The sequence below is a fragment of the Pseudomonas sp. A25(2017) genome (genome assembly GCF_002001065.1).
Classification (GTDB): domain Bacteria; phylum Pseudomonadota; class Gammaproteobacteria; order Pseudomonadales; family Pseudomonadaceae; genus Aquipseudomonas; species Aquipseudomonas kilonensis.
On the sequence record NZ_MUOA01000131.1, the window covers coordinates 1 to 2,658 of the forward strand.

Consider the following 2,658-nt stretch of genomic DNA (forward strand, 5'->3'; position numbering starts at 1 on the left):
ACAACCGAAGCATTAGTGGCACTGGCCCGCAAGCTTGCCCGAGTGGTATTCGCCCTGCTGAAGAACCAGAGCGAATACTTACCGAAAGGCATTTAAGGGGTAGCCCCGTACCATAGAATCTCCCACATTAGAGATGTGGTGATCTTTAGCCTTGGCTGGTTTCGACCTGCGGCTTGTGGGCGACAAAACGCATCATCCACTCCGCCACCGTGGTGCCGTGGTGCTCGTGGGCAAGGCTCGCCACACCCTGGCTATAGATCTGCTCGCCGAGGTGCTGCTGGCGAATCTCCAGCAAGGCCCGGGAATAATCGTGGATGAACTCTGGGTGCCCCTGGAAGCACAGCACCTGGTCGTTGATGTGGTAGGCGGCGAATGGGCAGAAATCGCTGGAGGCGATGACGGTCGCGCTTTCGGGCAGTTCGGTGACCTGGTCTTGATGGCTGATCAGCAAGGTCAATTCTTCCATCACCGGGCTCATCCAAGGCGCCTTGGCGGCGAGTTTGTAGCGATGGGTACCGACGCCCCAGCCTTGGGTGGCGCGTTCAGTCTTACCGCCCAGCAACAACGCCAACAGCTGGTGACCAAAGCACACACCGAGCAATTTATCGCCGCGCTGATAGCGCTCCAGCAGGTAGGTCTTGAGGGTTTGAATCCAGGGGTCGGTGCCGAAGGAATCAGCCTTGCTGCCGGTCACCAGATAAGCGTCGAACTGCTCGTCATCGCTGGGGTAATGCCCGTCCATCACGTTGTACACGACGAATTCGGCCGCGATGGGCTGCTGCGAAAACAGGCGCTGGAACATCTGCCCGTAACCCTGATATTGGTCGACCAGTTCCGGACGCAGGATATCGGTTTCCAGAATGCAGATGCGTAGCGACATAAAAAATACCTGACACGATGATGGGAATATTGCACACCTCAGAGCCTGCCCTGAAACACCGTCCCAAGGCAAGCCCCTTCCCGGGTCTGTCAGAACAGTTCGTGGCGGGCGGCCTTCTCCAACAACAAGGCCGGCGGTGAGAAGCGCTCGCCATATTGCTCGGCCAGATACTGGGCGCGACCAATAAAGTCTTGCAGGCCGTATTGGTTGATGAACTGCAGCGCACCACCGGTCCAGGCGGCGAAGCCAATACCGAAGATCGAGCCGACGTTGGCGTCGGCCGTCGAAGTCAGCACCCCCTCCTCCACGCAGCGCACGGTTTCCAGGGCCTGGATGAACAGCAGGCGATCACGGATATCCTGCGGGGAAATCTGCCCGTCGGCTTCCTCGAAGCGGCTTTTGAGCGCCGGCCACAGATACTTTTGCCCATCGGCCGGGTATTCATAGAAACCGGCACCGGCGGCCTTGCCCGGTCGCTTGTATTCGTTGAGCAACAAGTCAATCACGGCGAACGCCGGGTGCTCACTCGGCGCTTTCCCTTCTGCGCGCAGGTCCTTGGCGGTTTGCGCGCGGATATGGCTCATCAGGCTGAGGGAAACTTCGTCAGCGATCGCCAGAGGCCCGACCGGCATGCCGGCCTTGCGCGCTTCGGTCTCGATCATCGGCGCACTCACGCCCTCGCCGAGCATGGCGATGCCCTCGTTGGTAAAAGTGCCGAATACACGCGACGTAAAGAAGCCGCGACTGTCGTTGACCACAATCGGCGTCTTGCTGATCTGCTGGACAAAATCGACCCCCCGGGCCAGGGTCGCGTCACTGGTGCGCGCGCCCTTGATGATCTCCACCAAAGGCATTTTCTCCACCGGGCTGAAGAAGTGCAGGCCGATGAACTTCGTCGGGTCTGGCACAGCCATGGCCAGGCCGGTGATGGGCAAGGTCGAGGTGTTGGAAGCGATCACCGCATCATCGCCCACCACCGCCTGGGCGGCGGCCGACACTCTGGCTTTCAGGGCGCGATCTTCAAACACCGCTTCGATGATCAGGTCGCAGCCGGCCAGGTCGGCGTTGCTGTCGGTGGTGTGAATCCGCGCCAGCGTGGCTTCGCGCTGCTCGGCGGTGAGTTGGCCGCGGGCGATCTTTTTATCCAGCAACGCCGCCGAACGGGCCTTGCCCTTCTCGGCCGCCGCCAGATCGACATCCTTGAGTACCACTGCGATGCCGGCCACGGCGCTGACATAGGCGATACCCGCCCCCATCATGCCCGCGCCGAGCACGCCGACTTTTTTCGTCAGATAAGGCGCAAAACCCTGTGGGCGAGAACCACCGGCCTTGATCTCGTTGAGCTGGAACCAGAAGGTACCCATCAGATTCTTCGCCACCTGGCCGGTGGTCAGTTCGGTGAAGTAACGGGTTTCGATCAGGTGCGCGGTGTCGAAATCTACCTGGGCACCCTCCACCGCTGCGCAGAGGATTTTCTCCGGTGCTGGCAGGCAACCCTGGGTCTTGTTGCGCAGGATCGAAGGGGCGATAGCCAGCATTTGCGCAACTTTCGGGTCAGACGGCGTGCCGCCCGGCAGTCGATAGCCCTTTGCATCCCAGGGTTGGATGACGCTGGGGTTGGCAAGAATCCAGGCCCGGGATTTGGCCAGCAGTTCGTCACGATCCTTCGCCAGCTCATCGATCAAACCGGCCTGCAGCGCTTGTTGCGCATTGACCTTCTTGCCCTCGAGCAGATACGGCAAGGCCTTTTCCAAACCGAGCAGGCGCACCATCCGCAC

2 protein-coding genes and 1 pseudogene are annotated in these 2,658 nt (G+C 60.5%); 1 reads left to right on the top strand and 2 read right to left on the bottom strand.

Annotation, left to right across the window (positions count from 1 at the left end; genetic code table 11):
• Positions 1-96 (top strand): annotated as a pseudogene (locus tag B0E42_RS31625) (IS110 family transposase); the annotation flags it as partial.
• Between the two features lie 49 nt (positions 97-145).
• Here the strand turns inward: B0E42_RS31625 and B0E42_RS28685 are convergent.
• Both B0E42_RS28685 and B0E42_RS28690 read right to left on the bottom strand, forming a co-directional pair.
• Positions 146-880 carry an amidotransferase gene (locus B0E42_RS28685; protein WP_053180890.1) on the bottom strand — a complete coding sequence of 245 codons (735 nt, stop codon included), beginning with the start codon at positions 878-880 and terminating at the stop codon, positions 146-148.
• Between the two features lie 89 nt (positions 881-969).
• Positions 970-2,658 (bottom strand): 3-hydroxyacyl-CoA dehydrogenase family protein (locus tag B0E42_RS28690; protein ID WP_077508690.1); only part of this gene is annotated, 1,689 nt, incomplete at its 5' end.

What these genes read in the sequence shown, in the direction of transcription:
- B0E42_RS28685 (WP_053180890.1), bottom strand. Translation starts at nt 880, where the DNA reads ATGTCGCTACGCATCTGCATTCTGGAAACCGATATCCTGCGTCCGGAA.